The following is a 25,155-nucleotide window of genomic DNA, read 5'->3' on the forward strand; positions in this document are numbered from 1 at the left end:
TCCCTTCGCAAAAAAAGATATTCTGCTGTTTGGGCGTAGGAAAATCTATTTTAGTCCATGCGCGGTGTCTAACTAGAAATAGCGTTCTCTCACACGGAATAACAGCAGCATTCTTTTAAGTTAGCACCTTTAATAGAGCACCTCTACTTATTAAAAGGTTTTTATTTAAGCGCAATGCATGAAAATCATACTTTAAAATGCTTATGGAGAATACTACCCTTCTATTTCCTAAGAATAATTTTAGCTTAAACTACATTCTAAGTAAGTTTTCCACCACAATTCAAAATATCTATTGATCTACCAAATTTATACAATTAAATCACTAAAATAACCTTTTGCTGCAACCACATCCTTTCGTATTTGATTTATAAGCTTTTCAATAGATGAAAATTTTGCCTCATCGCGCAATTTATGCATAAAAATAACTTTTAGCATTTCACCGTATAAATTACCACTAAAATCAAGTAAATGTACTTCGAGCACATTGCGGTTACCATCTACAGTTGGTCTACATCCTATATTAGCAACGCCGTTAGATATGCAGCCATTACTATGTTCAACTTGCACGCAAAAAACGCCGTTTAAAGGTAACGTTAAGCGATGCAATTTTAAATTTGCGGTAGGAATACCCCATTGGCGACCTCTCTTTTGCCCTTCGACAACACGGCCACAGATACTATAAGGTCTACCTAATAAAGCTTGCGCACTATTTAATTGTCCCTCAGCTAATAAACCTCTTACTTTAGTCGAACTTATGCGCTGGTCATTTAATAAATAATTCGAAAAAATATCAAGCTTACAATTAGCCTCTTTAGCTAGCTCAGCCAGTAAATTTACATCACCTTGTCGATTTTGACCAAAACGAAAGTCCTCCCCCACTAGTAAATACTTTGCTTGCAATGCAGAAAAGAAATAGTGTGAAGCAAAATCAGCTGGCTGCATATTTGCTAATGCATAATTAAATTTTATACAACAAACATAATCAATTTGTAATTTTTTTAAGTTCTCTATTTTTTCTCTTAAATCAGTTAGTCGTGCTGGAGCCTTACTCCTATAAAAAAACTCACCAGGCTGTGGTTCAAAAATTAGCACTACTGTTGGGAGCTTAAATTCTAAGGCCTGTGCTTTTAATTGCATTAGCAAAGCTTGATGCCCTAGATGCACACCATCAAAATTTCCTATAGTTACTACTGTTCCGGCTTTAAAGTCTGGCAGTAAGCTTACACCGCGCAACAAATTCATATTGTCATTAATGCTTAAAAATTAAATTATAACTAGTTTGTAATTAGGCGATAGTTACTTAAGATTCTAACGAATATTAAGATTTATTATATATCGCGTTCTTACTCATAGACTGTTATTAGCCCAGCTTTACTTTATTTAGAGTAGTCTAGGTTCGACAGCCAAAACCCTTATTAGGGTTTCTACTGCCGAATGTAGCTATCTTATTTATCTGTTTTAAGGCCTGTCATCAATTTCGCGACGCTGCGCTGGAAGAAAATCCTTTCTATCTAAACCCATGCCGACTGCTAAAGCACCAGCTACATAAATAGAAGAATAAGTTCCAATAATAATACCTATTATTAATGCTAGCGCAAAACCACGAATAGTTTCACCACCATAAACAAACAATGCGACAACAACAAATAAGGTCAACAGTGAAGTCATGATAGTTCTTGATAAAGTCTGATTAATAGAAATATTCATAATTTCTAATGGCTCAGCCCGCCGAATTTTAACAAAATTTTCTCTGACTCTATCGAAAACGACTATCGTATCATTAAGTGAATAACCAATGACTGCTAATAAGCCTGCGAGTGCTTTTAGATCGAATTCAATATTAAACATAGCAAATATACCTAATATTAATACTGGATCATGGATTAATGCGACGGCCGAGCTAACAGCTAGTCGGTATTCAAAACGCATAGCTATATAAATCATTGTAGCTAATAAAGAAACAATAATAGCTAAAGCACCCTTAGTAGCTAACTCTTCCCCTACCTGCGGGCCAACGAAATCTACTCGCTGCTTAATTGCTCCTGCCGGCAGTGCATTCATTACCTTATCAACTAAGATACTTTGCTCTTGATTGATTCTTGGAGCAATACTAATTAATACATCCTTAGAAGTACCATAACTAATTACTTGCGCTTCTTTAAACCCAGCTTTATAAAGATTATCGCGAATCACCGCTAAATCCGCCGCATTAGGAAAAGAAACTTCAATTTGCGTGCCGCCAGTAAAATCAAGCCCCCACTTCAGCCCATTAATTAGTAAGGCACTAATCGAGATAACAAAAATTAGGGCAGAAAATATAGCTGTCCACTTTCTTGCCCCCATAAAATCTATTTTTGAATTTGGATTAAAAAATTCCATCTATTACTCGCCTTAAATACCTATAGATAATTTTTTTACGTTTCGCCTGCCATAATACCAGTTCACTATAGCCCGCGTATAAGTAATACTTGTTAACATAGAAGTTAATAAACCTAGCGATAAAATAACCGCAAAGCCACGTACAGGACCAGTTCCAATAGCAAATAACACGATACCGACAATTAATGTTGTCACATTAGCATCGATAATGGTTGAAAAAGCGCGATCATAACCGGCATAAATTGCAGCTTGAGGCGACATACCATGACGCAACTCTTCGCGGATACGCTCATAAATCAAAACGTTTGCATCAACTGCCATACCTACTGTTAATACAAAGCCTGCTATACCTGGTAAGGTAAGTGTGGTACCAATAATTGATAAAAGCGCACTTAATAAAATAAGATTTAAAAATAAACCAATGTTAGCGACCAAACCAAAAAAACGATAATAAATTAACATTAGTACTAGTATTAAACCCATACCAACTTCTAAAGAAACAATACCACGGCGGATATTTTCTTTACCTAGAGAAGGCCCGACTGTGCGCTCTTCAACAGGGTAGATAACTGCAGGTAATGCACCGGCACGAAGTAATAACGCTAAATTACTAGCTTCTTTAGTATCTGCAAGACCTGTGATTTGGAAGTTATTTCCTAACGCATTTTGAATAACAGGGGCACTAATAACGCGCTCTTCACGATGAGAAACTCGCTTTTCCACGCCATTGACAGTTTGCATGTTTGTTTTTGTTTCCACAAAAACAATTGCCATCCTTTTACCAATATTTTCACGCGTTATTTTGGTAAATAAACTCTCACCGCCACCGCCAAGCTGTACTTGTACTGCTGGTGAGGCAGACTGTTGATCAAAGCTTGAGACAGCACTAGTAATAGAGTCCCCACTTAGCACTACCTGTTTTTTTAACAAAATTGGGCGGCCATCCATCATATAAAGTTTACTATTTACAGGAACAGCGCCAGTTTGCTTAGCAATTTGCGGATCATTTTCCTGATCTACTAAATGAAATTCTAATGTTGCGGTACCACCTAAAATTTGTTTAGCGCGTGCGGCATCTTGAATACCTGGTAAATCAACCGCAATACGTGTAGCTCCTTGTTGCTGTACAACAGCTTCACCCACACCAAGCTCATTTACTCGATTACGTAAAATACTCATGGTTTGTTCAATAGTATTTTGCCTTATTGAATTAAGTTCAGCTGGTGATAAAGCTAGATTAAGCGTATTGGTTTCTTTAGATTTGTTAAGCACTATGCCAGGCAAATTAGTTTTAATTTCAAGTGCTGCATCATCAATAGCTTCTGGCGTACGAAAAATAATATTGATCCCTTTATCAGGAAAATAACGAATACCTGCATACCGTATTCCTTTTTCTCGTAAATCCTGGCCAATATTCTTCATTAAACCTTCATAGCGTCGATTAATTAAACTATCCACATCGACTTCAAGCAGAAAATGCACACCACCCCGTAAATCGAGGCCTTGCTTCATAGGTTCAGCACCTATTCGACTAAACCAACTGGGAGTAGCAGGCGCTAGATTTAATGCAATCGTATAACCTTGACCTAGGCCTCTTTTAAGAACATCTTGAGCTAATAACTGGGTGTCGGTTGACGAAAATCTTATTTCGACACTCTCGTTACCTACTGATAGTGAATTGTAATTTATTTTTGCATCAGTAAGCAGTGTTGCAACTTGTTCTTTGAGCTGCTCAACGTCTATAGTTGTTTGTGAAGATATCTGAATAGCCGGATCTTCACTATATAGATTAGGTACAGCGTAAAGCAGGCCAACTACTGCAATAATAACTAACGCTATGTTTTTCCAAAACGGATATTTGTTTTGCATCATAAGTCTAGTCCCTACCAACTTAAAGGGCTTTAATCGTACCTTTAGGTAATACTGAAACAACAGCATTACGTTGAATATTAATTTCCACACCCTCAGTAACACTGATTTTAATAAATTGTTCTTCGATGTTAACTACTTTTGCTACTATGCCACCAGAAGTTACAATTTCATCGCCTTTTTTTAAACTACTTATTAAATCGCGGTGTTCTTTTGCTCTTTTATTGTTTGGCCTTATTATCATAAAGTAAAATAAGACAAAAATAGCAATCAACATAACCAATGGAAATGCTCCTTCTGTCTGGCCTGCACTAGGCCCTGTTGCAGCTGCAGCTATCGCATCATTGATAAAAAAACTCATACCGATCTCCTCAAATTTGCCATTAGAGTCCTTTCCAAATTATTCATGACAATACAGTCAGTCTAATAAAGAAATAAAAAACGCAGTGTACATGAAATACCTAAGCGTTTTGAAGTTCTTTTCGCTGAGATTAATTATCAACAATTTAGAAAGAACTCTATTGTATCTTTACCCTATATAGTAAGGCAGGACAAGAATGCGGACATCATAGCGATATTTTAAGCTCTCGTAAATGAGCATCTACCTTTAATTTTGATTAATAAAATAATTTTGACAATAATGAATATTATGCTGGATTAAATAACGTTGGGCTAAGAGAGGCGTTTGTTGAAGTAAATGGTGTAGATAAGCGCGCGTTAGTTGCTTAAGACAAGTTTGGCACTGACAATTCTTGGCAAGAGCTTGGTAATCCCGCTGAAATTCTTGGCTTAAAATATTTAATTTTTCCTGGTTTGCATAAAATATTCCTGCCATTGCATCTGAAGCAGGTCTATCTGCCTGGATGTTATAATTATTTTTAAAAAGAGTTTGCATCGCTCCAAAATCAAAATCGCCAATTAGATAAACGCTATGTTTTAGGCGTTGCAAATTGATATAAAAATTATCAAACGGTTGTGCAGTATAGATAATATAATAACCAGCAACTTTTTGGTCATCTGTTAATTCGTCTTGATGAAGGTAAAGCTCAATTTCGGCAGATATAGAGTGCCAAAAATCATCAAAATATTTAAGACTCCCTGGTGGAAGAAGTACTTTATTAGGTTTAAGCTGGTTGATTAGTAATGCTACCGCCGGTACAGTAATTTCAATAAGCTGACCATCATAAACAGAACGAATGTGATAAATACCTTCCTTCGTTGAGGTTAACATCGTTGCATCTAAGACAATTTCACCAGGCCACGTAATATAATTAGTTAAGTGAGCCAACTTTTTAAGTATCGTCAAACCTGGTTTTATCAATAACTCTTCTAAATTATAGGAAATAGTCTGGACACCTGCTTCTTGCCAATTGGCAAAAGTAAGCGAGCTACCCGCATGACTTGATAGTGTAGGAATTAATTGGCCAAAAACATACTGCATTTTAATAATCCATTCTATAGTAATAAACAGGCATCACCATAACTAAAAAAACGATAACGTTTTGTAATAGCCTCTTTATATAAAGCCATAGCTTGGTTATAACCAATAAAGGCTGATACTAACATCAATAGAGTTGATTCAGGCAGATGAAAATTGGTAATTAAACCATCACAAAGTTTAAAGGTATAGCCAGGATAGATAAAAATATCTGTTTCTTGTCTACCTGCTTTTAAACTGCCCTCACAGGCTGCGCTTTCTAAACTACGCATGGAGGTTGTCCCTACAGCAATTACCCGTCCACCTTGTAATTTAGTTTGTTTTACTAAGTCACATAGTAAATCACTAATAATATATTGTTCTTTATGCATTTTATGCTCGATGATTTTATCACAACGAACTGGCCTAAATGTTCCAGCTCCTACATGTAAAGTACAATAACCAATCTTTATTCCTTTTTCCTGTAATTGAGTTAATAAGTATTCATCAAAATGCAGACCGGCTGTAGGAGCTGCTACAGAACCTTTATGTTTAGCATAAACAGTCTGATAACGCTCTTTATCTTTAAGTTCATCAGGTCGAGTAATATATGGCGGAAGCGGGATGTGACCAATTTCTGCAAGCATAGTGTCAAGATCACTTTCAACATAGCATTGATATAAGTCATCATTTTTAGCAATAATTTTTACTTGCCAGCCAGCATTAAGAAAAATAAGCATACCAGCCCGCGGCGCTTTGCTAGCTTTAATATGAGCAAGAAAATGATGATCATCTTGAATGCGCTCAATCAAAAACTCAACTCTACCGCCTGTTTCTTTTACACCAAAAAAACGAGCTGGAATTACTCTTGTATCATTCATTACTAAAAGATCGCCAGGCTCTAATAAGTCAGGCAATTGATTAAATTGCGAATGCTGATAAGTATCCTCCTGACGCTTATAATATAGTAAACGCGAATCGCGACGATTTTCTAAAGGGTGTTGAGCAATAAGCTCTTCAGGCAAATCGAAATAAAAATCTTGCTTATTCATTAACCAACCTGTAAATCATATTGGCCGTATTATAACTTGGTCTTTACGACTTATCATCCTATATATGATTTAAAGTACAGCTAAGTTTGTATAATTTAAAATCTATTCTTTAGCTAAATAGATTTTAAACTCTGGATTTGCTTGTATGAATCATCCGTTTCATGTTTAGCTTAGGATTCACTAATTAATAAAATAATCTCAACTTTAGACTTAACATTAATTATCGATGCTGGATTCCGCGAATAAATCGCGGAACGTAGGCGGTGGATAAAATTCTGTGTTTATTTCTAATTACCTCTTTATCTCAACCCCATATCTCACGACTTTCCAACCCTACGTTCCACGACTTTCTAACTCTACGTCCCATGACTTTCTAACACTACGTCCCACGACTTTCCAACTCTACGTCCCGTGACTTGTTCGCGGAACCCAGTAAGTTGCCACAGGCCTTTAACTTGCCAGAAATTTATGAAAGACAGAAGACAAAAACTAGGGATAGCCCCTTAAGAGTACAATAAAGCGACTATAAATAGTTAAGCGGTATTGCTATAATAACTTGATTATTATTTAGTATTAATTTTATGTTATCTTTGCGCCAACTTACCCTTTCTCAGGGAAATAAAGTTCTACTTAAACAAACCTCATTAGCCTTACATGAGAAACAAAAGATTGGTCTTGTAGGAAATAATGGATGTGGTAAGTCAAGTCTTTTTAGTTTAATTTTAGGCCAAATTTCTGCTGATGAAGGAGAGTGTCAGCTTAATCCTCAACTGCGTATTAGTCATCTCTCACAACAATTACCTGACAGCGAAGAAATTGCCCTTGATTTTGTTTTAGCTGGTGATGAAGCTTATTCTCTTTTACAACAACGTTTAAAGGAAGCAGAACAAGCTAAAAATGATGCACAAATAGTAGCTTGTCATGAGGAGCTCAATCAAACAGGCGGCTATAGCAAACCTGCAAAAGCAGCAGCTATTATGGATGGCCTAGGCTTTAAATTTGCTGAGCAACAGCAGCCTGTTAATAGTTTTTCAGGCGGTTGGCGCATGCGTTTAAGTTTAGCGCGTTGCCTTATGAATCCGGCTGATTTAATTTTATTAGATGAGCCAACCAATCACTTGGATATGGAAGCTATTTTCTGGCTTGAAAAATGGCTTAAGCAAAGCCCTAGTAGTATTATAGTTATTTCACATGATCGCGAATTTCTTGATGCTTTTGTTACTCATATTTTACATATTGAGCAACAAAATGTCTTTCTTTACACTGGAAACTATAGTGCATTTGAACAGTTACGTGCTCAAAAACTTATCTTACAACAAGCAACTTATGCAAAACAACAAGATAAAATTAATCATTTGATGTCTTTTGTTACTCGCTTTCGTGCTAAAGCGACTAAAGCAAAACAAGCACAAAGTCGACTCAAGATGATTGAGAAAATGGAAACTGTTGCGCAAGCTCAAATGGACTCACCTTTTTCCTATGAGTTTTTCCCTGGCCCTAAAGCTGGTTCGTCTCTTTTACGTTGTGAGCAAGTTAATGCAGGATATGAGGATACAGCACCTATTTTACAGCGAATTAATTTAATTATTAACCCTGGGGCAAGAATAGGCTTAGTAGGACCTAATGGTGAAGGAAAATCAACCTTAATTAAAACACTTATGGGTAACCTCAAAGCGCTTACTGGTGAAATTCAAACATCAATACACTTAAAAATCGGCTATTATGCTCAACACCAGTTGGAGGAGTTAAATCCTAAGTTAAGCCCACTGGAAACCATTCAAGAACTTTCTCCTACTGTAAGTGAGCAAACTATTCGTGATTATTTAGGTGGTTTTAATTTTATAGGAGATATGGCAGTAAACGCTATTACCTATTTTTCAGGTGGCGAAAAAGCAAGGCTCGCATTAGCTAAATTGGTATGGCAGAAACCTAACCTTCTATTACTTGATGAGCCCACTAATCACCTCGACTTAAGTATGCGCTCAGCTATAGAAATTGCCTTACAAAGTTATGAAGGTGCTTTAATCTTAATTTCGCATGATAGACATCTACTTCGTAGCGCCGTCGATGAGTATTATTTGGTCTATAACAAACAAGTACAACCTTTTAAAGGCGACTTAGATGATTATCACGCGTGGTTGGCTGATCAAACACCCACAAGAAATCAAATAGATACTACCAACAATTATAAAGAGCGTAAGGGTCTACAAAATAAATTAAAAAAAATTGAACAGCAAGTTCTTAACTATCAACAACGCTTAAATTTTTTAGAAGCACAATTAGCAGATGAAACACTTTATACTGATAGTTATTCAACAAAACTACAGACTCTTTTAAAGGAGCAAAAAGAAATTAAAAACTCCTTAAATTTAGCTGAAGAAGAATGGTTATCTGTAGCTGCACTCTTAGAATAAAGGGGCATTGTATAGGGCATTTATTTAGCTTTGCCCTTAAAAGGATAGTTAATAAAAATATAAATAACTTAATTTTTAATTCTACTACTGATTTAGCAACTTACGTTGATTGTACTACGCACCATCCGGGCTACAACTTATATGAATACTCCTGCTAAAACACCATTCTTGACTAAAAAACAAACATAAAGTATTATAAGGCGCAAATTGCATTTTTTATAATCTTTATGAAAAAATTTTTATACTTATTCTTACTCCTTTTTTCCCTTAATAGTTTCGCCCAAAACACTATTGAAGATTATCAACGTATTTTCTTACCTGTTTATACAATAGTAGGTGATTTAAAAATTGCTATTCGTGTCTTTAAAATAAATGGAACCCCCTCTTTTTTAACAGTTAATCCAAAAACTTTAGATACTGAAATTTTACCAATTGCTAGTTTAAGGCCAAGACAACTTACGCCGCAAAAAAAGAAACCGGGATATTTTACCTTTTGGAACATTGCAAGCACGCCTTATTATCAAATTTTAAATAAAAATACTGCCGAGCCATACGTTATGGAAAATCAAGGCCTTAAACATGTGGATTTAGATGAAGGTAATATTTTAACTGTAGATTTATGTCCTTCTAGTAAACCGTTTGAAGCAGATTTTTTTAAAGCCCTAGTAAAACGTGCTGATGAGCTACATAAGCCAACGCCTCTTGTTATTGCTGTATCTGGAATGTGGATAATAGGCCACCCTGATGAGTTTCAATGGCTAATATCTCAAGAAAAACAACATAAATTAGATATTACATGGGCTAATCACTCTTTCAGCCATGTTTATTATAATGACTTGCCTTATGCTGATAATTTTTTATTAAGGCCTGAGACTAATTTCGATTTAGAAATATTACAAACAGAGAAATATTTATTAGAGGCAGGAGAGATGCCTTCTATATTTTTTAGATTCCCTGGTTTGATTTCTAATCCTGCCTTAATTAAGAAACTTAAATCTTTCGGCTTAATACCTTTAGGGACCGATGCTTGGATAGCTAATCTTAAACGAAACCGCCAAGAAGTTATGCCTGGTGGAATTATTTTAGTTCATGGTAATAGCAACGAACATAAGGGAATCGTTTTAATCAAACCTTTATTAGATAAATTGGATTTTAAAAATATTAAAAACGCACTTTTATAAATTGAATGGAAGATTAAGTTTGCACAAAAAAATACAAGCATCTTTTTAAGCCTGCTGCCTAACCCTGCGTCTTGTTTAGGGACTTACATACTAAATCCTTTAGACAAGCCGCAGAACGTAAATATAGTAATAAGAATCTTTTAGTAAATTTAGTTTTTGCTTTTTACCTACAAAAAGAAGATTAAGCAGCTAGTAATTTAAATTAATTATTTTTTCAAAAAATTTAATAGTTCTTTTGCCGCCTCTTGCTCAGCCTTGCGGCGATTAGAGCCTGAGCCAACCGTACTTTTTGTAATGCCGCTAACAGTACATGCAATATAAAAAATCTGCTCGTGTTCTTCACCTTCAATTTTAATTAGATTGTATTCCGGTAGAGGTTTTTTCTTAGCTTGCAGAAATTCTTGTAATTGTGTTTTAGCATCTTTTAAATTGGTTTGTAATTCTTTATTCTCTAAGCGAGAAGCAAAGAGTTTAAGAATAAGTTTTTGGCATGCTTCCATACCACCATCCAAATAAACTGCAGCAAATACGGCTTCTAAGGCATCAGCTAAAATAGAGGCTCGACGAAAACCGCCACTTTTTAGCTCACCTTGACCTAGAAACAAGTAGTCACCTAAACCCAATTCTATTGCTATCTCAGCAAGCGTTTCTCCTTTCACCAAAAAAGCACGTAAACGGCTTAATTGACCTTCACTTTCTTGCTGAAATCGTTCAAAAAGGGCATGAGCGATAACAAAACTTAAAATAGAATCACCTAAAAATTCAAGGCGCTCATTGTTAGCATTGCCAGCACTACAGTGAGTTAAAGCTTGCTTTAAATAAGCGATATTTTTGAATTGATAATCTATTTTCCGGCAAAATCGGGATAAATCAATGGGAATCAATAGTAACCTCTTGCGACTCATTAAAGTTAAATAAAAGGCTCATATTTGCAATAAGAGGCCTTATAACATCATACTTTACTGTTACTAAAAAATGATTTTCTTGATCAGTAGGCGTAACAGCTATATTATTTTCTGGGATATCATTAATACTATTTATATAAAGTTGATTCACTAACTTTTTCTTTAAAGATTCAGCATCTGAAGCCACATCACTTTTTACATTGTTTAATGATTTAATAGAACTTTTAACTTCATAATTCTGAATATACACAGGCACTATGCGCATAATTAAAACACCAATGACAACAATAACTACTACTACAAATAAAAAACCTATGAAGGTCATTCCTTTTTGCCTACTCATCTTTATTCCTTTAATTTAAATCTAATAGATCACCCCTCATCCGACGCTTTGCGCCACCTTCTCCCCCATAGGGGCGAAGGAAAATCTGAACCGCACCGCTATACGCCTAATGAATTAATCGTCCTATCTTAGACCATCTTATACTATCAGTTTTGCCATTCCAGCTCATCCAAACTACAACTGCCTTGCCACGTAAGTATGCGTCAGAAACAAAACCCCAGTACCGACTATCAGCGCTATCATCGCGGTTATCACCCATCATAAAATACTGCCCTTCTGGTACCTCTATCTCAAAATCATAAGCGGCTACATCAGGACGCACATAAATATCATGTACTATTCCATTTAGGTTTTCTTGATACTTAGCTACTGCTTTACCTGAGCTTTCATCAATGGTTCGCTCAACAAAGGCTTGTTTCATTTCCTGACCATTTATGAATAAAACTTTATTACGATAACTAATTTTATCACCCGGAACGCCAATGACACGTTTTATGTAATCATAAGTCACATCAGGTGGCCAACGAAAAACAGCAATATCTCCTCGTTTAGGGCTACTAATAGGAATTACTTTTTTCTCAAGCACAGGAAGACGCAAGCCATAAGCAAATTTATTGACCGCTAAAAAATCACCTACTAACAAAGTAGGCTCTAAAGAGCCCGATGGTATGCGAAAAGGTTCTATCAAAAACGAGCGTAATAACAGAACAATAAAAAAAACTGGAAAAAATGAACGAGCATATTCAATAATTTTGTTAGGCTTCTGATTAGGCGCTCTTTTCTTTTCCCACAATATAATATCTAAAAGATAAATGACCCCACTTATAAGTGAGAGGATAACGAGTAACAAAGCAAAATTCATATTTATTTTCCTAATAAATTACCTAGGAAACTTAAAGTTTATCTAAGTAATAATTCAACTATTACTTTTTCTTACCTGTTTGTAATACAGCCATAAATGCTTCCTGAGGAATTTCAACATGTCCAACTTGTTTCATGCGTTTCTTCCCAGCCTTTTGTTTCTCAAGTAACTTCCGCTTACGGGTTACATCGCCACCATAGCATTTTGCTGTTACATTTTTACGTAGCGCCTTAACAGTTTGCCGAGCAATTATATGATTTCCTAAAGCCGCCTGAATAGCCACATCAAACATTTGTCTAGGTATTAATTCACGCATTTTGTCAGTTAACGCCCTACCTCGACTTTGTGCAGCGCTGCGATGAACGATCAAAGCTAGTGCATCAACTCTTTCACCATTAATGAGGACATCTAATTTGACTAAGTCAGCCTCATCAAAACGTAAAAAATTATAATCTAGGGAAGCATAGCCTCTACTTACTGATTTTAACCGGTCAAAAAAATCTGAAACGACTTCACTCATTGGCAAATCATAAGTAACAGACACTTGTCGCCCACTGTAAGTCATATTAACCTGAACACCTCGTCTTTCAACACAAAGCGTTATAATTTGCCCTAAATAATCATTAGGCACTAAAATATTTGCCCGTACGATGGGTTCATACATTAATTTAATTTGCTGAGGAGGCGGTAATTGTGAAGGATTATCAATCATTAACGTTTCATCTTTTGTAGTTACCACTTTATAAACTACAGTAGGAGCCGTTGAAATTAAATCAAGATTATATTCTCGCTCTAAGCGCTCCTGCACAATCTCCATATGGAGCATGCCTAAAAAGCCACAGCGAAAGCCAAAACCTAAAGCCTCAGAGGATTCAGGCTCATAGAATAAAGAAGCATCATTTAAACTCAATTTAGCTAATGCTTCGCGAAAGGCTTCAAAATCATCGGCACTAATAGGAAAAAGGCCTGCATAAACCTGAGGCTTAACTTTTTTAAAACCTGGAAGTGGCTCTTGCGCTTGGAATTTTTCAAGCGTTAAAGTATCACCTACTGGCGCGCCGTGAATATCTTTAATTCCGGCAACTACATAACCCACTTCACCAGCCTTTAAACACTCCATTTTAGTTCGTTTAGGCGTGAAAATTCCTACTTGATCAGCATCATAAGCACGTCCGGTAGACATCACTCGTATTTTATCACCTCGCTTTAAGGTACCATTGACAATACGCACTAAAGAAACCACACCTAAATAACTATCAAACCATGAATCAATAATTAATGCTTGCAAAGGGGTATCTGTATCACCTGTTGGCGGTGGAATATATTTAACTAAGGCTTCTAAAACATCTTCGACACCTAAACCACTTTTCGCACTTGCACGAATTGCATGATGTGCCTCAAGACCAATGATATCTTCGATTTCATTAATAACGCGTTCAGGCTCAGCTTGTGTTAAATCAATTTTATTCAATACAGGTAATACTTCTAAATTTTGCTCAATAGCTGTGTAACATACAGCTACTGTTTGTGCTTCAACACCTTGAGCGGCGTCTACAACCAAAATAGCTCCCTCACAAGCAGCAAGCGAGCGAGATACTTCATAACTAAAGTCAACATGCCCTGGAGTATCAATAAAATTAAGTAAATAGGTTTTGCCATCGCGTGCTTTATAATTTAATGAAACACATTGCGCTTTAATAGTAATGCCACGTTCACGCTCAATATCCATTGAGTCGAGGACTTGCTCAGCCATTTCTCGATCAGTTAAACCTCCACAAATTTGAATAAAGCGATCAGCTAGTGTAGATTTACCATGATCAATATGAGCAATAATTGAAAAGTTTCGGATCCGCGTTAAGTCGCTCAATTGAAAAACCTATTGTTAAAATGGTTCTATTCTAGCTTATTAATTGGCGCGCAGAAAGTAGGTTTATCAAGAGTTCGGGAAATTACACAAGTCATAATAGCTAAGTGAGCCGGAGGCTGATGATTTGTAAGTAATAAATTTAAGTTGATAGCTTAGCGCTAGGTGATAATAATACACTTATCTGTAAATTTATCGCATTTCAGGTGGTTTAGAATTTAATTCTTGTAGCTCTACCTCATATTTAGAGTTTTCTTTAAATGGTTCTAGACGTGCGAGTTTTTCCGCAATTAATTCTTCTTTAGCCTCATCCTCAAAATCACTTGACGGCTTATTAGAGTTATATTGCCTACTGATTGTTATAGCATGCTTACAGATATCCAATCTCTGAAAACCTAAAATATTTACCATTTCCTCTGTAAATTTCTTTTGCAATTCTGAAATTTCTGTATACTTAGAATCGAAGTAAATTAACGCAAGCAACTCTTCAGTTTCGGTAGCCTGACTGTTATTAATTTTGTCAATAAAGTGCTGCGCAAGCTTATAACCAGCACTATTCTCCCCCTTGTTAAAAAACCATCCAGATTTTTTCTTATCTTCTTGATATTTTGTAAGCATCTTATTTAAAGCTATACGAGCAGAATCTATATTCTTTGGCATAAAGTACCTATTAATGGGCTATATTATATAAAAATTATAGCATCTAAAGTCTATCTGCAAAAAAATAAGCATTACGACTATCTTTAACTCAAGTAGAACTAGCTTTCTAGTATTAATAGACAAATAAAGTGGTGTTTACTCATTAGAAGTCTATTGTTGTTACTAACTTTCTTGCATAAAATGACTTTTTTAAAATAAAAAGGATTGTTATGCGTTTATGGTTGCTACTTTACCTTACCCTGCTTACTTTTTTTAACGCGAGTATAAGTTATGCTGATCAGGCCTTTGTGAAACGCCCAGAAGTGCAGAAGTTTATTGATTTTATGGTTAAAACGCATCATTTTGATAAACAATACGTTGCTCAAGTTATGAATGAAGTAAAAATTCAGCCACAAATTATCGATTCTATGGAAAAGCCTTATGAAAAAAAGCCTTGGGATACTTACAAGCAGCTTTTTTTAACTCAACAAAGAATTGATGGAGGTATTGAATTTTGGCAAGCAAATCAACAAGCCTTAAATCAAGCTGAAAAAAAATACCAAGTTCCTGCCAGTGTTATTGTTGCAATAATTGGCGTTGAAACATTATATGGTAAACATCAAGGTAATTATCGTGTTCTAGATGCGCTAGCAACACTCGCCTTTAATTATCCTAAGCGTTCTGCCTTCTTTACTAAAGAGCTAACGGAATATTTATTACTCTGCCGTGAACACAATGTAGTTCCCACGCAGTATTTTGGCTCTTATGCAGGTGCTATGGGTAAACCACAATTTATGCCCAGTAGTTATCGTTATTATGCTGCGGATTTTTCAAATAATCCTAAAAAAGATTTAATGAACGATGATAATGCTGTCATTGCTAGCGTGGCTAATTACTTTCATAAGCATGGGTGGAAATTAAAGCAAGTTGTTGCGCAACCAGCTCGATTAACTAATGACCAAATTAAAGGAATTAATACTAATTACAAGCAAGCTGTGTATGCCCCTAAACAACTCCGTGCTGCGGGAATTCAGCCTTTAATAAAACTCAAAGAACCACCACCTAAAGCAGGCTTAATTGCGCTAGATACCGCTAAAGGCGCAGAATATTGGCTTACTTATCCTAATTTCTATGTTATTACGCGTTATAATAATAGCCCACAGTATGCTCTTGCTGTATACCTACTTGCACAAGAATTGCAACATAAGTGGGCCACATTAACACTTAAAAAGTCAGCCTATGTCTAAATTTAGTAAAGAGTTAACCATAATGGTTAACTCTTTTTATTAGTTTGGTGTAATAAACTATTTTTGGATATACTGCTTTTAATAAAGCAGGTTAAAAAGGATTTTGGCTTAAAACGTAGATTCTAAATATCAATCCACGTTTAAAATTTAAGAGTAATAAACAAGGATAAGTGTGTCTATTTGTTTTCTTTTTATAAAATATTTAACTAATGAAGGATGTTTAAGCTTAAGTCTTGATACGCAAGGTAACCTTGATGCGCCCTTGGCTCAACGTAGCTTTAGTGAAATTAAGCAATTAGCCACTACAAAAACTATAGTTATAGCTCCTTCGGAGCATTTTAGTTTTCATCAGGTAGAATTAGCTTGGCTGCCAGAAAAAAAGGCACGTGCAGCAATTCCTTATGCTCTAGAAGAAAAACTTGCAGAAAATGTTGAAGATTTACATTTTAGTTTTGATAAACATTATTATCAGCAAGGTCGCTATTTAGTCATAGTATGCAAAAAGAGCTATTTAGATCAATTAATTACCCAGCTTAATGATAACAATATTCAATTTAACTCTCTTACTCTTGATTGGTTTGCTTTAACTAATCAAGAGGCCTGTATTATGAATGATACCTTATTAGTTCATGATGATTACCATTTTAATGGCTTACTAACTTTAGAACTAGCAAAACTTTATTTAAATCAATTATCACCAGAATTAACAGTTTATACTTTTCAAGATGATTCACCAATAAATTTACCGCAAGCCCAATTAATTGATGAAGAGCCTTTAATATGGATTGCTAAACGTCTACAAAATCATCATATACTTAATCTTTGTCAAGGTCCTTTTAGCCATAATCCAACGGCAAGTAAAGTTAAGAGGTGGTATTATGCCGCGGCGGTCATGGCATTATTATGGTTAATTACTTTATTAACATTCAATAGCCTTAAAATTTATTCATTAAGCAAGCAGCTAAGTGCAATAGATATGCAAACTGCTACTATTTATCGCCAATTTTTTCCTCAAGCTAAACAAGTTATTAGTCCAAGATTTCGTATCGGCCAATTACTAAAAGGTCGTAATAATAATGATAATAATTTTTGGCTTCTACTTAATGATTTAACACAAGCTTTAACTGATAATAACTCAACTATTGAGCAGTTGCGTTTTCAGAATCAAATGATGCAAATCACCGTGATAAGCAACGACTTTGATGCACTTGAACGGCTACAAACTAATTTACAACAAAAACAAATTACTGTACGACAAACTCAAGCCTCTTCTAAAGAGGGCCATGTTATAGGCGTCTTGGAGCTAAGTCTATGATAAGTTATTGGCATAATTTAAATGATAGAGAAAAATGGTTAGTAGGATTAGGCGTAAGTTGTACAATTATCTACTTATTTTACTTGCTCGTTTACTCACCACTGACTGCAGCTGTTAAGGAGAGAGAAAAACAACTTAAAGAAAAGCAAGAAACATTAGCCTGGATGCAACAAGTCAGACAGCAAGTACCCAATGAGCAACACTTACAAACGCTGCCTAGTAGTAAGTTATTAACTATAATCGCCACAGAGCTAAATAATCCAAATTTTCAAAAGCTACCTTATCAACTGCAACAAACAGGCCAAGGTGATATCCAGTTATCTTTTGATTCTGTACCTTATAAGCTTTTTTTAACTTGGTTGTGGCAGTTAAATAGCCGCTATGCTTTTTCTTTAAAACAAATATTAATTGAAAAAACAAGTACGCCTGGATTAGTTAAATTAACGGTAGTTATTGCTAGTAAAACAGCTTAAAGTTATTAGTAAAAATACTTAATAGGCCTCTTGCCTAATCACTAACAGAGCTTTGGATAGAACCCCAATCTTTTACACCAGCGTTTTGTTTTAAATCAGCAGGTAAATTATTTAATGCATTTTCGGCCGCTTCCTTACTGGGATAACTACCGTATACGCCCTTGTAATAAGCTTTTCCATCACGCTGATACTTAATTTCAGCCATACGATCATTCTTAGGTGCTAAATATAATTTCTTAGCAACTTGCGCAGGCTTTTCATCATCTGCAAGCTCGATAGTATATCCTTGTGGATTTTGACTACTGACCCAACTTTTATCCCGATCTTTAGCACGCGTTGGCGAATGGTAAGCACCTACATGATAAGATTCAGGGACTTTTACTTCGCTTGTTGGTAAAGGTGAGGAACTATAATCATTATAATTTACACCTTGAGAATATATTTGCGAATAATATTTCATATCATCGTATCTATAAGAGGTATAAGTTGGTGGATAAGGTACATCGTCTGTTATATGTACACAAGAGACTAATGTACAACAACCTATATAAATAGCGAGACGATAATTCATAGCTTATTCCCCCTCTTATTTATGTGGGATTATTTTTAGACCTTTTTAGCTATATCTGTTTAATTTAAAAAAACTTTAATTTTATGGATTGTAAGACGATAAAAGTTCACATAAAGTAAATAATTTATCAATATTAATTTATCTATGTGGACTCATCGACGCTCCGGTCAAACTAACCAGCGAGGCATACACGATCATCGCGATCCTTATGAGCGAGATAGGACCCGTGTTATTCACTGTCCTGCCTTTCGTCGCTTACAACGTAAAACACAAATTTTAGGCACTGATGAAGGTGATTTTCATCGTACTCGTCTTACCCATTCGCTGGAAGTTGCATCTATTGGCCGAAGCATTGTCCGTCATTTAGTGTTAAATCATCAAGCTCTAGGCTTACCAGATTTATTTCCTAATGATGACTTGGTAAGTGTCATTTGCTTGCTGCATGATATTGGTCACCCACCGTTTGGCCATGGTGGTGAAGTAGCTTTAAATTTTATGATGCGCAATCATGGTGGTTTTGAAGGCAATGGTCAAACATTGCGCCTACTTACTAAAGTTGAAGATTCCTATGGCCCTTTTGGATTAGATTTAACGAGACGATCTTTGCTGGGCATTTTAAAGTATCCAGTGCCCAACAGTGTAGTAAAAGCGACTATTTCGCCACCTACCTATCCCAGTTTAAATAAAACAATTCGTATTAATGACTGGCTGCCACCTAAAAGCTATTTTGATACAGAGCAGGCTGAAGTTGATTGGCTTTTAAGTATCTTATCAACTAACGATAGAGAATTATTTCAATCATTAGCTAAATTGCCCCAAGCCTATACTCACGGCAAATCAGCTTTTTGTTCTTTTGATTGCTCCATCATGAATATCGCTGATGACATTGCCTACGGCGTTCATGACCTAGAAGACGCCATTTATTTGCGCTTAATCAACCGCGCCCAACTAGATAACCAAAATCTTCGTGAGTTAATAGCCGAAACCCCACTGAATACTGAAGGTAATAGTTTGTTAAATAATCTTTTTTCTCAAGAAGCTTATAAGCGTAAACAAGCAATCGGTGAAATGGTTAATTATTTTATTACTGCAACCTCTATTCAAATTACCAACCCTAATTTTGAAAATATATTACTAAAATATAATGTTGTTCTTCAGCCAGAAGCTGCTAATTTATTAAGTTATTTAATGCAGTGTATCTATCAGTATGTTATTGATTCGCAAGAAGCACGTACATTTGAATATGGTGGCCAAACTGTTGTACTGCGGCTATTTGAAGCGATTGGTTCTAATCCTAGTAGTCTCTTGGATTATAAAAATAGGGAGTTATATGAAAAGGCGTATGATGAAAATACTGCCTTGCGTGTCGTTTGTGATTATATCGCAAATATGACGGATGAGTACGCTCATCGCATGCATGAAAGACTTTTTGGCTTTAACACAAGAACTATATTTGAACGTTTATAGAGCAATTTATAACTATTCTAACTTGTTGAGCCTGATCTAAAATTATCCATTTTGCTAACAATTATTTAGGCAGGGTATAAAACTTTAGTTCTTTTTTAAAGTATCAGAAATAAAGTTTTAAGATGGCTTTTTTAGTTAACTATTTCTTAATGCTCACGATTTTTAATAATTTATACATAATTGTAAAATTTATCTTTAATTTTTAAGTTTAGCGCGTTAACTTACTACCTGATTTTTAATAATTTAAAAAGGATTTTAAATGTTATTTAAAAAAAGTATACGGGATGTTTCCACAATTACCTCTTTATTGTTAAGTTTTTCCACAGTTACTTATGCGGCCTCAGAGGTATCTATGTTGTCAGACGAGTTTATGCTACAACAGCATACTTTTTTACCTCATCTTTCTTCTTTAAATTTAATTGACCACGCAGATACTAAACCCAACAATTTCCAAGCTAATTTTTTTACTGCGGTAACTTGGGATACACTTCCGGTTAACTCTAATTGGTTTGATAGTAGCAATTGGAGTACCAATACAGTGCCAACACCAGCTGACGATGTCAGTATTACCAATTCTACTATTTACCCTGTTATATCTGGAGGGGGAATCATTACCATAAATTCATTATTTATTAATGGAAACTCATTGCCTAGTACGCCAAGTCTTACAGTTGAAAATAATAGTGTATTAAATGTCGCTAATTCTATTTTTATAGGCTTATTAGGAGCAGGTAGTTTAAATATTACAGGAGCAGGCTCTAAATTAACTGTTAACCAGGCACTAAATGTAGGTGAATACGGTAATGGAACACTTACTATTTTAAATGGTGGTATAGTACAAGGTTATCGCGGGTTAATTGCTGACCAAGTAGGTAGCACGGGAGCTGTTACCGTATCGGGCTCAGGTGCCCAGTGGAATAATAGCTCCTTTATCCGGGTAGGTAATAGAGGAACTGGAACGCTTACCATTCAAGATGATGGCGGGCGTGTAACTGCTTCTGATGCAATTATTGGAAATAATGTTAATAGTGTGGGCACTGTTAATGTAAGCGGCACCGACACTTTAGGGTTACCCTCAACATTTTATATTACAACATACATTGCTGTAGGCAGTTTTGGCAATGGCTCGCTCAACATTAATAGTGGTTTAGTTAGTAGCGTCGATGGCATAATTGCTGCCAATGTTGGTGGAGTTGGCGTTGTTAATGTATCAGAAGGCGGTACGTGGAACACTAGCGGTAATTTGACAGTGGGTAACTTAGGCATAGGCACTTTGAATATTAATTCTGGCGGCTATATTATTAATAATAGTACGATGAATAATTCTGGTATAACTTTTGTTGGGTTAAATCCAGGTAGCACAGGAATTTTAAATTTAAATGGCATAGCTAATATTCCAGGCACATTAATAACAAACCAACTTGTAGGCGGTTTTGGAACCAAACAAATTAACTTTAATGGCGGAATTCTTCAAGCTAGCGCTAACCAACCTAATTTCATATTCGGTTTTAATCCTGGAGAACTTAACCTTGAAGGTGCAGGGTTAATTATAGATAGTAATGGCTTTAATATAGGGACAAATAACGTTTTGTCTGGTACTGGCGGCCTTACAAAAATAGGTACTGGTCTATTTACCCTAAGAGGCTTTAATACTTATACAGGACCAACCAATGTCATGCAGGGTGGATTAGTCCTCGATGGGGGCAGTATACCAGGTTACTTTCAAGTAGATTCTGGCGCTTATTTGGGGGGCACAGGTACTGTTGGAACAGCCAATATCTATGGAATTATTGCACCTGGCAATTCTGCTGTAGGTAATATCATTGTTGCTGGCGATTATACGCAACAACCATTCTCTACTTATGCATTAGAAATTGCTGGCAATCAATCAGATTTAATTTCTGTCGCTGGAACTGCTACCTTACTTCCTAACTCGAGTGTCGCATTGTTACCAACTGCTACTTACACTATAAATAATTATGTTATTCTACATGCCAACGCGGGCCTCGAGGGTATTTACAGTAATCTAATACTGCCAACTTTTCTACCTTTTTTGAATTTTAATTTAAATTATACGCCACAAGATGTCATTTTAAGTGTGACCCGTAGTTTAGTTCCGTTTAGCTACTATGCGCTAACAGCTAACGAATTAAATTTAGCTACAGCACTAGAAAGCTTAACACCGGGTGATGGTTTATATAATGCTTTTTTAAACTTAGCTGATCCAGCTAAGATACGAAGTGTTTTAAGTGACCTAACTGGCGAAATTTACCCATCAACTTTAGCGGCACTCGTTGAAGAAAGTCGCTATATTCGAGACGCAATTTTAAATCGTTTAGATAATAGCGAGTCACTACCACAAGTTACAACAGCCACAGGAACAACATTTTGGGCTCATGGCTTTGGTGCTTGGGGTGAATTAGAAGGTGACGGTAACGCCGCTGAACTTAAGCGCTCAACGCAAGGTTTCTTTGTCGGTGCTGATCAAAGCTTCGGTATGGCTAGCCGATTAGGTCTTGTGGGTGGGTTCAGTGAATCTCATCATGAAGTATCTAGCCGTCGTTCTAACACGAATAAAGTTAGTAATGGACATATAGGTATTTATGGCAGTAGTTTCTATAACCAATTTGTTCTCACTGGTGGTGCTGCTTATAGCTTTAGTGAAGCAGATGCTCAACGCTTAATTCGCTTTTCTAATTTCTTCGACCAGCCTAATGGGCACTATAATGCTCATACAGCGCAAGTCTTTGGCGAGCTAGGTTACAATTGGCTAGTTAATCGCTTTTTAGTAAAACCTTTAGTAAATCTTGCTTATGTTAATGTACATGCCAATGATTTTACAGAAGTAGGTGGCGATGCAAGTTTAAGAGCCCATAGTGCTACTCAAGATGTCTTCTTTTCAACGCTAGGTATACGCGAAAAAAGTCCGCTTGCTATTACTGGCGCTTATTCCTTTAATCAGCATCTCTTTTTGGGCTGGCAACATGCCTATAATCATTTAACGCCTTATACTGTCTTTAATTTCCTTCCTAGCAGTTCGCCTTTTTCTATTGCCGGGACACCAATTGCTAGAGATGCGTTATTAATTGATGCAGGATTAGAGGCGATGCGTTTAACTAATAATGTAAGTTTAACTGTCTCATACTTCGGCCAGTATTCTTCTAGGGTAAAAGATAATGGAGTTGCAGCGCGTCTAATGTGGCGATTTTGTTAAAAGATTAGGTTTATTAAATAGAGGGATAATTTATCCCTCTATTACTTAATAATGTCCTAGTTATCGCTATTGTTTATAGTTATAAGGTATTAACAATGCTTAACAAGGCTTCTTGATTTTTCTTATTATCTTCCATCATTTTATTTAGCTCTCTTTGCATTCTACCTTCTTCTTGAAATGCAACATGAGTTCTTGGTACTTGCGTTTGGCGATTAGCAAAAATTGTAAAATTTTGAATTACTATTGGAGTGACTTGTCTATTAAACTTTTTAAATAATGCTTCATTTACCATGTCTGGGTAAGTCATTCTAACAGCTTGTATAAACCAATTGCCTGCAGCTCTTACACAGAGCTCACCTCGACTTACTAATGAATAAATTTCACCTATAGTATGCTTTGATAAAATATAGGTTTTAGCTCTATTATTATATTCTCTCATTTGAATGTTAAAATTTAAAAGCGTATTCCTTTCGTTCGGTGGTAAAGAATCAAGAAATTGTTGAAACTCAGCTAGAGCTTCTATACTTTCCTTTCCATCTCGCTTTTCAAGTAGCGTCATACCTAAATTATAAACTTTGTTCATGACTACTTCAGAAATTTGTATTTTAGAATTTAATAGTTTCTGCACTCTATCTTTTAAGAGATGACATGATAGCAACTTATTTTTTGCTTCATTACTAAATTCACTTTGTGTATGCATATTTGTAAATAAGTCCTTGTCTTGTAATTGGGCTAACTCACTAATATCAAATACGTAATTATCTAATACTAAACGTTGATTTTCAGGAATGTCTTCAATAGGAATACCAAAAGCAAATGTTTCTTCATTTTTATATAATTTCTGTTTCTTCTGCTCGGTTGACGGTTTTATTCCAACGTGTTTTCGCTTTCCCATAAGATACTCCAATAAAATTGAATAAAATTCAAGCAATTTTATCATTTTATTGACACTAATTCAACAGAAATAAGAATTTTACAGCTGTAAAACCTTAATAGAATATATTTACTTTTTAGGTTTGCGAGGAACTGAAGTAGCTGCACTTGCGCCACCATCAATGGATAATACGGCACCTTGAATATAAGAAGCTTGTGTGGAACAAAGAAATAAAACAAATTCAGCAATATTTTCTGCTGAATTTTGTCTTCCCAATGGCGAAGCAGCGGCTAATTGCGCCGAGGTGATATTGTAATAGTCGATAAAATAATCATCTAGAGCTGTATGAACATAAGCAGGACAGATAGTATTGATTCTAATATTATCTCGAGCATATTCTATTGCTGCCGCACGGGTTAAACCAATGACGCCATGTTTGCTAGCAGTATATAAGGTATTTTCGGCAATCCCACGAATGCCTGCTAATGATGAGTAATTGACAATCACACCACCACCATTTTTTTGCATTTGACGGATTTCAAATTGCATGCAATAAAAAACAGCTAATAAATTGGTATTAAATAGCGTAATGCAATCTGCTTCTGTAAATTCAGTCATGGGCGATAATTTGAGAATACCGGCATTATTAAATGCGAAATCTAATCGGCCATAATGTGCAATGGCCTTCTTAAATAATGCTTCTATTTGCACGTAAACAGTTACATCTGTTTGAATAAAAATTGCCTCGCCATTTAGTGCTTGAATTTCCTTCAATACCGCCTCACCCTGCTCTTTTCTTCTACCAGCTAGCACCACTTTTGCGCCCTGCCTTGCAAAAGCAAGGGCAGTAGCTCGACCTATACCTGAAGTCGCTCCCGTAATAAGCGCTACTTTTCCTGAATACATTTCCATTGCGGTTTCCTTGCATTCTATTTATTTAAGCTGTAATTGTCTTTTATTGCCCCTATAGACCCCACCTTAGGTAATTACTTAACAATAATCAGTATAGGCAACTTATACCTATCTCATTTATTAAAGTTACAGAAAACATAACTTTAAACTAAGCTTA

Annotated in this window: 21 protein-coding genes; 7 read left to right on the top strand and 14 right to left on the bottom strand. The window is 35.7% G+C overall.

From position 1 onward, the window contains the following. Positions 1–306: 306 nt before the first annotated feature. The 6 genes from ribF to queA all read right to left on the bottom strand — a co-directional run bounded on the left by ribF (position 307) and on the right by queA (position 6,717). On the bottom strand, positions 307–1,242 hold the full coding sequence (ribF, locus tag ACNVED_RS09830; RefSeq protein WP_419418848.1) for a bifunctional riboflavin kinase/FAD synthetase: 936 nt from the start codon (positions 1,240–1,242) through the stop codon (positions 307–309). A gap of 216 nt (positions 1,243–1,458) precedes the next feature. Beyond that, entirely contained in the window at positions 1,459–2,379 is a 921-nt protein-coding gene (gene secF, locus ACNVED_RS09835; protein ID WP_419418849.1) for a protein translocase subunit SecF, read from the bottom strand. 12 nt (positions 2,380–2,391) lie between these two features. After that, complete coding sequence (gene secD, locus ACNVED_RS09840) at positions 2,392–4,248, bottom strand: protein translocase subunit SecD (protein ID WP_419421169.1); 1,857 nt, start codon at positions 4,246–4,248, stop codon at positions 2,392–2,394. A gap of 22 nt (positions 4,249–4,270) precedes the next feature. Then, positions 4,271–4,609, bottom strand: coding sequence for a preprotein translocase subunit YajC (gene yajC, locus ACNVED_RS09845; RefSeq protein ID WP_419418850.1), 339 nt, complete (start codon positions 4,607–4,609; stop codon positions 4,271–4,273). A 246-nt stretch (positions 4,610–4,855) separates the two neighbouring features. Next, complete coding sequence (locus ACNVED_RS09850; protein ID WP_419418851.1) at positions 4,856–5,689, bottom strand: queuine tRNA-ribosyltransferase; 834 nt, start codon at positions 5,687–5,689, stop codon at positions 4,856–4,858. A 14-nt stretch (positions 5,690–5,703) separates the two neighbouring features. Next, positions 5,704–6,717: a tRNA preQ1(34) S-adenosylmethionine ribosyltransferase-isomerase QueA gene (gene queA, locus ACNVED_RS09855; RefSeq protein WP_419418852.1), complete on the bottom strand. Its 1,014-nt coding sequence runs from the start codon at positions 6,715–6,717 to the stop codon at positions 5,704–5,706. Positions 6,718–7,298: 581 nt separating this feature from the next. Here queA and ACNVED_RS09860 point away from each other — a divergent pair. Beyond that, positions 7,299–9,131: an ABC-F family ATP-binding cassette domain-containing protein gene (locus ACNVED_RS09860; RefSeq protein ID WP_419418853.1), complete on the top strand. Its 1,833-nt coding sequence runs from the start codon at positions 7,299–7,301 to the stop codon at positions 9,129–9,131. A 227-nt stretch (positions 9,132–9,358) separates the two neighbouring features. Next, the gene (locus ACNVED_RS09865) at positions 9,359–10,312 is read left to right on the top strand and encodes a hypothetical protein (protein ID WP_419418854.1); all 954 of its coding nucleotides are present in this window, start codon (positions 9,359–9,361) and stop codon (positions 10,310–10,312) included. A gap of 206 nt (positions 10,313–10,518) precedes the next feature. On the opposite strand, the gene rnc is transcribed toward ACNVED_RS09865, so the two are convergent. The 5 genes from rnc to ACNVED_RS09890 all read right to left on the bottom strand — a co-directional run bounded on the left by rnc (position 10,519) and on the right by ACNVED_RS09890 (position 14,946). Then, positions 10,519–11,193, bottom strand: coding sequence for a ribonuclease III (gene rnc, locus ACNVED_RS09870; protein ID WP_419421170.1), 675 nt, complete (start codon positions 11,191–11,193; stop codon positions 10,519–10,521). Next, positions 11,183–11,560, bottom strand: coding sequence for a DUF4845 domain-containing protein (locus ACNVED_RS09875; protein ID WP_419418855.1), 378 nt, complete (start codon positions 11,558–11,560; stop codon positions 11,183–11,185). The genes rnc and ACNVED_RS09875 overlap by 11 nt, the downstream gene beginning before the upstream one ends. A gap of 106 nt (positions 11,561–11,666) precedes the next feature. Then, positions 11,667–12,422 (bottom strand): signal peptidase I, encoded by a 756-nt coding sequence (gene lepB / locus ACNVED_RS09880; RefSeq protein ID WP_419418856.1) that lies wholly within the window; start codon positions 12,420–12,422, stop codon positions 11,667–11,669. Positions 12,423–12,483: 61 nt separating this feature from the next. Further along, positions 12,484–14,289, bottom strand: coding sequence for a translation elongation factor 4 (lepA, locus tag ACNVED_RS09885; RefSeq protein ID WP_419418857.1), 1,806 nt, complete (start codon positions 14,287–14,289; stop codon positions 12,484–12,486). 189 nt (positions 14,290–14,478) lie between these two features. Then, entirely contained in the window at positions 14,479–14,946 is a 468-nt protein-coding gene (locus ACNVED_RS09890) for a hypothetical protein (protein WP_419418858.1), read from the bottom strand. Positions 14,947–15,155: 209 nt separating this feature from the next. Here ACNVED_RS09890 and mltB point away from each other — a divergent pair, with 209 nt between their 5' ends. The 3 genes from mltB (at position 15,156) to gspM (ending at position 17,960) form a co-directional block, all read left to right on the top strand. Further along, entirely contained in the window at positions 15,156–16,172 is a 1,017-nt protein-coding gene (gene mltB, locus ACNVED_RS09895) for a lytic murein transglycosylase B (RefSeq protein WP_419418859.1), read from the top strand. A gap of 172 nt (positions 16,173–16,344) precedes the next feature. Further along, the gene (gspL, locus tag ACNVED_RS09900; protein WP_419418860.1) at positions 16,345–17,487 is read left to right on the top strand and encodes a type II secretion system protein GspL; all 1,143 of its coding nucleotides are present in this window, start codon (positions 16,345–16,347) and stop codon (positions 17,485–17,487) included. After that, positions 17,484–17,960: a type II secretion system protein GspM gene (gene gspM, locus ACNVED_RS09905; RefSeq protein WP_419418861.1), complete on the top strand. Its 477-nt coding sequence runs from the start codon at positions 17,484–17,486 to the stop codon at positions 17,958–17,960. The genes gspL and gspM overlap by 4 nt, the downstream gene beginning before the upstream one ends. A 34-nt stretch (positions 17,961–17,994) precedes the next feature. Here gspM and ACNVED_RS09910 read toward each other — a convergent pair whose 3' ends face one another. Further along, positions 17,995–18,531 (bottom strand): SPOR domain-containing protein, encoded by a 537-nt coding sequence (locus tag ACNVED_RS09910; RefSeq protein WP_419418862.1) that lies wholly within the window; start codon positions 18,529–18,531, stop codon positions 17,995–17,997. 144 nt (positions 18,532–18,675) lie between these two features. On the opposite strand from ACNVED_RS09910, the gene ACNVED_RS09915 reads away from it, so the two are divergent. Further along, on the top strand, positions 18,676–19,998 hold the full coding sequence (locus ACNVED_RS09915) for an anti-phage deoxyguanosine triphosphatase (RefSeq protein ID WP_419418863.1): 1,323 nt from the start codon (positions 18,676–18,678) through the stop codon (positions 19,996–19,998). A 259-nt stretch (positions 19,999–20,257) separates the two neighbouring features. Beyond that, positions 20,258–23,212: an autotransporter outer membrane beta-barrel domain-containing protein gene (locus tag ACNVED_RS09920; protein WP_419418864.1), complete on the top strand. Its 2,955-nt coding sequence runs from the start codon at positions 20,258–20,260 to the stop codon at positions 23,210–23,212. Positions 23,213–23,291: 79 nt separating this feature from the next. On the opposite strand, the gene ACNVED_RS09925 is transcribed toward ACNVED_RS09920, so the two are convergent. Both ACNVED_RS09925 and ACNVED_RS09930 read right to left on the bottom strand, forming a co-directional pair. Beyond that, on the bottom strand, positions 23,292–24,107 hold the full coding sequence (locus ACNVED_RS09925) for a hypothetical protein (protein ID WP_419418865.1): 816 nt from the start codon (positions 24,105–24,107) through the stop codon (positions 23,292–23,294). A 108-nt stretch (positions 24,108–24,215) separates the two neighbouring features. Beyond that, positions 24,216–24,998, bottom strand: coding sequence for a glucose 1-dehydrogenase (locus ACNVED_RS09930; protein WP_419418866.1), 783 nt, complete (start codon positions 24,996–24,998; stop codon positions 24,216–24,218). Positions 24,999–25,155 lie beyond the last annotated feature (157 nt).

Origin of the sequence: Legionella sp. D16C41 (genome assembly GCF_048541585.1) — a bacterium.
Lineage (GTDB): Bacteria > Pseudomonadota > Gammaproteobacteria > Legionellales > Legionellaceae > Legionella_C.